Genomic DNA, 7,010 nt, shown 5'->3' with positions numbered 1-7,010 from the left:
CTAAAGAGTCGGATCTCCAAGTTGAAACAGAAAGTCATATAACAATAAAATACTCAAAGAAGTAATTTTTAGCTAATCGGGTAAGCGGGGGTTTCTCTCCCCCGCTCCCCACACCACCCCGCATGCGGGTCCGCACGGGGCGGTTCATCGCGGGTTTCACTAACCATTCGGATAGTGAAACGCAATCCAGAGGTCTCGTACTGAAACTAAACCCTGTTCTTTGAGCCAGGCGTTGTTCATGCCTAATTGTGTGGCATAAGTCCGCGCAAGCCGCCAGGGGCCTTTACTGCTCATGCCCACGGGAATGGCTTGCGATTTGGATACTCCCAGCCTGAGAAAATTCCGAATGCGCGTGCGAGTCCGGCGCCACTGTTTGAGATAGCACATACGAACACGACGGCGAAGCCACTCGTCTAACTCAGGCAACGGACGGTAGTACTCTGACAAAGCATAGTAGTTCATCCAGCCGCGAATATAACTCGACAGCTTCTCAAACCGGAGTTTCATTGAGATACCCCAGCTTCGCGCTGTCAGGCGACGGATATTGTACTTAAAGTTCTCAAGCGATTCAGGTGCCCAGACAATACGCTTATCGGGAAATACGAATCCCAGATACTCGCACTGCCTGGCACGAACGAGACGACTTTTCTTTCGATTAATTTCGAGTTTGAGCCGCTGCTTGAGAAAGCGAACGACGTTCCGCCCGACCCGAAGGGCTGCACGTCTGCTTTTGACGAATATCATAAAATCGTCAGCATAACGCACAAAGCGGTGACCACGCCGTTCTAGTTCTTTGTCAAAGTCGTCCAATACGATATTGGCAAGCAAAGGCGAAAGGGGCCCACCCTGGGGAACGCCTTCGGTAGTCGGTTGTATTTCACCGTCGACTTCGACGCCAGCTCTCAGGTATCGGCCAATCAAACGCAGAACGCGTTTGTCTTTCACCTTGCGGGCAACGCGGGTCATCAGGACATCGTGATTGACTTTGTCGAAAAACTTCGACAGGTCGATGTCCACCACCCAGGTATAGCCACTGTCCAATATCGCTCGGACTCGCTTAACCGCGCCATGGGCAGAACGACACGGGCGGAAGCCAAAGCTCGATTCGGAAAACTCCGGGTCGAAGATGGGCTGTACCACCTGCAATATCGCCTGCTGAATGACACGGTCGAGTACCGTCGGGATGCCCAACGGACGTTTGCCACCACTGCGTTTCGGAATCTCATGTCGCCTCACGGCCGACGGCTTGTAGCTGCCATTAAGAATCGACGCCTTGACTTCAGACCAATGGTCTCGAAGCCAAACCGGAAAATCATCGATAGTCAGACCATCAATTCCGGCAACGCCACCGTTGGCGCGCACGCGTTTCCACGCTTGCAGCAGATTGGCTCTGTTCAGGATTTGTTCCAGCATTGAATTCCCTTGGTTGTTCAAGGTTCGCTTGTCAGCAGCACGCCGGTCACTGGCTCATCCCGGTCGGGAGTCAACGCCAGCAACCGAGCGCTGCTGAGGCTACTACTTGACCTGCGATGTTCGGCCCTTCACCCTGTCCCAACCATTACGTTGGGCATTTGGCTACTATGGCCTCGGCTGACTTCTGCTTAATCAACCAGCGGGTTGCCCCGACGGTCGCTGTGCATAACTGTTTGGCTGCTATCCTGTTCTTAACTCCAGCCAGTCGATAGCAAACTGACCGGATTGGACTTGGTACCCCGGGAGTCCAGCCGGGATTTACCAAACTGTAATGCACTGCATTTTAAGCAGACCTCCCCGGATAAGAGCATGAACTTTAACAGCGCAACCGCATCATTTACCGTATCCGATGAACCCTGGGCTTCGTTATCATGTGCCAACTTACCCACGGACTCGGCCTTCTATGATGTTTCTGTTCGTCGGCTCACTGCTTTGCTATAGGCTTCCTTCCCACAAAGCCTCGAGGCTTTGCAGTTGCCTTTTGCTAATAGTTGCTGTACCTTAAAATATAAATACAGGAGTTCACCTATAAGGGACTTACACCCTATTAGTTCATGCCCATGCCGGGCGTACACAAGCGATTTCACCTGTTCGGGGCAGTGCTGTTCGTTGCCCCCTCAGAAAAGGCAATTAAATGCATGGGTCGCCAATTTTGGCCTAACCCCGACAAGTGAATCGCAGGATGGTTAGGCACTATAGAGAAACTCCTGGATAAAAAATGAACAGTCATTTACCATTCTTATGGACCATTTATGAGTATCAATTTAGACAAACGTTATTTGATAGAAACATTACAACAGCTTGTACAAATTAATTCCGTAAACCCAATGCTGGTTCCCGGTGCACCCGGCGAAGAAGAAATAGGGGCGTTCCTGGCACAAACCCTGCGCACCATGAACCTGGCACCAGAGATCGACCGGTTGGAACCAGGACGTGTTAACGTGACAGGAATTCTAAAAGGAAGCGGTGGCGGTCGGTCTTTAATGATTAACGCGCATATGGATACCGTTGGTGTGCACAATATGGAGGACCCATTCTCAGCATCGATTTCTGATGGCAGGCTTTTTGGGCGGGGTGCGCAGGATATGAAGGGAAGTATTGCTGCCACCCTCACTATGATCAAGGCCATTGTTGAGAATAAAACAGAGCTTAAAGGCGATCTGATTATTGCTTTTGTCGCCGATGAAGAATATGGAAGTATTGGTACCGAACGCCTGCTCGAGAAATATCAAACTGATGCATCAATTGTCACCGAACCGACTGAGCTTGACATATGCCTGGCGCATATGGGATTCGGGCTTTTTGAATTTATCACCACCGGTAAAGCTGCTCACGGCGGCAGACCGAAAGAGGGCATCGATGCCAATATACATATGGGGCGGGTACTGGCAGAGTTAGACGGGTTGTCTCAGAAATTAAGGGATACTTCGCCCCATCCTCTGCTGGGCAACCCATCTTTGCATATTCCTGTTATCAATGGCGGCAGTGAGCCGTTTACTTATGCGGAAACATGTAAAATGCAACTGGAAAGGCGTACACTTCCCGGAGAAACCTTAGGAGAAGTTTTGTCGGAATTCAATGCGATCATTAAAAAACTATCAGCACAGGATGATACTTTTAAAGCGACTATAAAACCGGTTTTATGGCGCGATCCATATGAGAGCAACAAAACAAACAAAATTGTAACCGCGCTATTTGGTTCGGTAAGAGATGTGACTGGCCGTGAACCTTCATATATCGGTCATTCATGGTGGGAAGATTCCGGACTGATCGGAAAATCTGGTATTGATACGGTCATTATCGGCCCTAAAGGTGCGGGTCTTCATACCAGCAAAGAATGGGTCGATATACAATCTGTTTTAGACCTTGCCGGTATTTTGCTAAAAGTGACGATGAAATTTTGTAGTTAAGAAAGATGGCAATTGCACAAATAATGCATCCTTTTTTGAGAAACCAAACCTTTTTTACCAGGAGAAGAAATGTCTGACAGAGACAACAGATGGTTGAATAAAAAACCCGGGACCAAGGCTGTGTGGAGCGGCGAGACAGAACCATTTTTCCAGGGCGCAACTCAAGTGCCGGTTGTACATAGCGTTACTTACGCTTATAAAGATGTTGATGAATGGTTTGATGTAGCCATTGGGCGAAAAGAAGGCCATATTTACAGCAGGAACACAAACCCTACGGTACACGTTTTTGAAGAGAAAGTCCGCATTTTGGAAAACGCTGATGCGGCAACCAGCTTTGCAACAGGAATGGCAGCCATTAGTAATACCTTATTTACACTCCTCTCTCCAAACCAACGTGTTGTTTCCATAAAAGATACTTATGGCGGGACAAGTAAAATGTTCCTGGAATTTCTGCCCCGTTTTGGCATAAATGTGCAACTTTGTGACACCACGGATCATGAAGCATTGGAAAACGAAATCAAAAAAGGTTGCCGGTTGCTGTACTTGGAAAGCCCTACAAATCCTACATTAAAAGTTATGGATTTAAGACGCCTTATTAAAGCAGCTCATCAAATCGGGGCAATCGTAGTTGTAGATAACACCTTCGCAACGCCGGTTAATCAAAAACCTTTGCAGCTTGGTGCGGATATTGTTGTTCATAGCGCAACGAAATTTCTGGGTGGGCACTCCGATGCGATGGGCGGTGTAGTATGTGGTAATAAGGAGTTGGTTGAGCAAATATTCCATTTCCGTGAAATTAATGGTGCCACATTGGATGCAATGTCGGCCTATCTTTTGTTACGCGGTATTAAAACTTTGGAATTGCGTGTCCAGCGCCAAAATGACAATGCCATTGAATTGGCCCGTTTCCTTCAGGCACATTCCAAAGTTGAAGATGTGTTTTATCCGGGGCTGGAATCGCACCCCAACCATCTGATTGCCAAAAGCCAAATGAGCGGTTTTGGAGGTGTTTTGGCTTTCTCCTTAAAGGGCGGATTTGAGAAGGTTAAACTAATGCTTAATAAATTGGAGTTTGTCCATTTGGCTGCCAGTCTTGGTTCGGTGGGCACTTTAGTTGGTCCGCCAAAGGTTACAAGTCATGTGGAAACCTCGGAAGAGGAACGAAAACAATTGGGTATACCTGAAGGATTAATCAGGTGCTCAGTAGGTATTGAAAACTTTGAAGATTTAAAGGCTAATTTTGAGTTGGCGCTGTCAACACTATAGTATTACCGAACGTTGGCGTTTTTATGCAAAGAAACACTCTAATGACAGCGAAGCGAATGACATCGAAGCCGTCATTAAGTCATTAGGTCATTTGCCTGCGGCCTCATTTTTCACAGCACCAAAAAATTGTTAGTCTCAAATGACAGCGCAGCGAGTGACTGTTCATGAGATGACCATGCTTTTGAAAGAAAGAATATCGTCACTTTCAAAATTCGCGCACGGGTGCCCTTGCCATGAACGACAACAGAATTGTGTGGCACGTGGCTTCAAGCCGGTGCCTAACGAATAAGGTTAGATTGTGAGAGCGTTTTTTTGCGAACCACAATCTAACCTTATTCGTTAGGTTAAGAAATGAACCAAAATTTTCATCATCATGAATGATAACGAACAAACAAGAAGAAGCGTGAATGCAGCTCCACTGGATGATTTTGACGGTTTTTCACCTGATGAGATGAGTACAATCCTATATTCGCCTTTTGCAGAAGAATGTTCTGTGCGTATTCGTTCACAAATGGACACGCTGGTCCTGGACCAGTCTCCAATTTTTCAGATCGCAAGACACATATTAAAAGTAACAAATGACACCGGGGGCTTAAAACTGACGTCAACAGGCAATATAGCACCAGCATTGGTTAAAGAGATTTATGCTAGAAAATATATTGTTGACCCTATGATTGAACTGGGTATCACAAAATTAAATCAAGAGATCAAATGGAAAGTTTTGCACTGTACTAAAATAGTCCTGAAAATGTCAAAGCTTATTAGAACCTACAAAGGTAAACTTTTATTACCAAAACGAACAAAAAAGTGTTTAATGAATGGTGAATACTCCGAGCTCTTCCATATTTTCTTAAATACTTTTACGACCCAGTTTAACTGGGCCTATAATGATTCTTGTGAAGATGAAGAGATTGGGCAAGTAGGTTTTTTGTACTTACTACACTTGATAAATAAGTACGGGGCCGAGTTTCGGGAATTATCTTTTTATTCTGATTTGTACTTTAAAGCTTTTCCCATTTTTAAGGCAAGCAAAAATTCATTATTTCCAATAAGGAATGATTTTGTAATTGCAATTAGATTCTTTGACCGTTTTGCTGAATGGTTTGGATTTGTGGAAATTCACAGAGAGCAGAATAGAGTGACTGGACCTGCCAGGGTCAGGAGAACGAAATTGTTGTCCTGTTTGTTGTTATAAGAATCCAATATCACATATCGATCGGCTGCAGGCGACGCTGATTCAGGGGAGTGATTTTCGGATTTTCACAACATTGGGTCTAATCAGTAAGCATGCATTTTAGCAAGGTGGCCTGAACCTGAATGTTAGAACGCGCGTTCCGTGGTAGTCGGCAATCCATTAAACGAGGTAGCACTTGATATTTTACAAAAGGTTGTGTAAATTTGCACATGAGAATATATCTCGATTTGTGCAGTCTGCAACGACCACTGGACACCAAAGACCAAACTCGAATCGCGGTTGAAGCCGAAGCGATTTTAGTGGTTATTTCACTAATCGAATCAGGGGATGTTGAGTTGATTTCTTCCGAATCATTACTATTCGAAGTAACTCGCAACCCTAATCAGACTCGAAGAGAATATGTTTTAGAGGTACTACGCAAAACACGTGAGTTTGTCGAGTTAAACGAAGAGATTGAAAAACGAGCAAGAGAATTTTTAACGTTTGGGATTAAAGCATTAGATGCCTTACACTTGGCCTCTGCAAGAGCAAGTGAAAGCTGATTATTTTTGCACGTGTGACGATAAATTCTTGAAAAAGGCAAAATCTATAAAAGTTTTAAAAACTACAGCAGTTTCACCAATTCAATTAATCGATGAGATTGAAAAATGAAAACAACAACTAAACCATTAAATGAAATCACACAAGAAGCAACCCGTCTTTTGTACAAAGAATTAGGTGTTGTAAATACCATACGGTTTCTGAATCAATTTACAACTGGTTATGGAAACTATACAAAGGAACGAGAGCATCTTTTTGCAAATATGCCTCTGGATGAAATTATTTCTGAAATCAAGCAAATGAGAAGGAAATAGCTACAATCAAATCACTACTCCGCCTTCAGCGCCGGCAATAGCGGAATCTTAATCGCAGCCCGCACCGCAGCTAAGCTCGCCAGCATGCCTACCACAAACACCACCAGCAAAGTCAACGAAAGCGACAACCAGGGAACTTGCGAGGCGTCCGCTAAAATATGCGGCGCCACCGCAATGACGGCAGAAACAGCGCCGAGTAAAATTCCGAGGATAAGCAAAAAGCCGTTTTCCGCCAAAACCAGCGCTGCCAAAGTCGATTGCCGAAATCCGAAGGCGCGCAAAGTTGCCAGCTCACCTCTGCGTTCGATGACA

Annotated in this window: 7 protein-coding genes and 1 pseudogene; 5 read left to right on the top strand and 3 right to left on the bottom strand. The window is 45.4% G+C overall.

Translation table 11 applies throughout. From position 1 onward, the window contains the following. Positions 1–159 precede the first annotated feature (159 nt). Positions 160–1,413, bottom strand: coding sequence for a group II intron reverse transcriptase/maturase (ltrA, locus tag IH879_16940; GenBank protein ID MCH7676611.1), 1,254 nt, complete (start codon positions 1,411–1,413; stop codon positions 160–162). 251 nt (positions 1,414–1,664) lie between these two features. Then, complete coding sequence (locus tag IH879_16935; GenBank protein ID MCH7676610.1) at positions 1,665–1,862, bottom strand: hypothetical protein; 198 nt, start codon at positions 1,860–1,862, stop codon at positions 1,665–1,667. A gap of 363 nt (positions 1,863–2,225) precedes the next feature. Between IH879_16935 and IH879_16930 the strand changes: the two genes are divergently transcribed. From IH879_16930 to IH879_16910, 5 genes and pseudogenes are all read left to right on the top strand, one after another. After that, entirely contained in the window at positions 2,226–3,383 is a 1,158-nt protein-coding gene (locus tag IH879_16930) for an ArgE/DapE family deacylase (protein ID MCH7676609.1), read from the top strand. A 69-nt stretch (positions 3,384–3,452) separates the two neighbouring features. Continuing rightward, on the top strand, positions 3,453–4,649 hold the full coding sequence (locus IH879_16925; protein MCH7676608.1) for a cystathionine gamma-synthase family protein: 1,197 nt from the start codon (positions 3,453–3,455) through the stop codon (positions 4,647–4,649). Positions 4,650–5,022: 373 nt separating this feature from the next. Further along, positions 5,023–5,844, top strand: a complete 822-nt coding sequence (locus IH879_16920) for a hypothetical protein (GenBank protein MCH7676607.1) — start codon at positions 5,023–5,025, stop codon at positions 5,842–5,844. A 227-nt stretch (positions 5,845–6,071) separates the two neighbouring features. Further along, positions 6,072–6,495 (top strand): annotated as a pseudogene (locus IH879_16915) (PIN domain-containing protein). After that, complete coding sequence (locus IH879_16910) at positions 6,492–6,698, top strand: hypothetical protein (GenBank protein ID MCH7676606.1); 207 nt, start codon at positions 6,492–6,494, stop codon at positions 6,696–6,698. The pseudogene IH879_16915 and the gene IH879_16910 overlap by 4 nt, the downstream one beginning before the upstream one ends. A 14-nt stretch (positions 6,699–6,712) precedes the next feature. Here IH879_16910 and IH879_16905 read toward each other — a convergent pair. Further along, positions 6,713–7,010, bottom strand: a 298-nt coding sequence (locus IH879_16905) for a hypothetical protein (GenBank protein ID MCH7676605.1), incomplete at its 5' end; no start/stop codon positions are given.

It is taken from the genome of candidate division KSB1 bacterium (assembly GCA_022562085.1).
In the GTDB taxonomy this organism is placed as follows: Bacteria; Zhuqueibacterota; Zhuqueibacteria; order Oceanimicrobiales; family Oceanimicrobiaceae; genus Oceanimicrobium.
The sequence above is the reverse complement of the archived record's forward strand: the minus strand, read 5'-3'. Positions and strand labels throughout refer to the sequence as shown.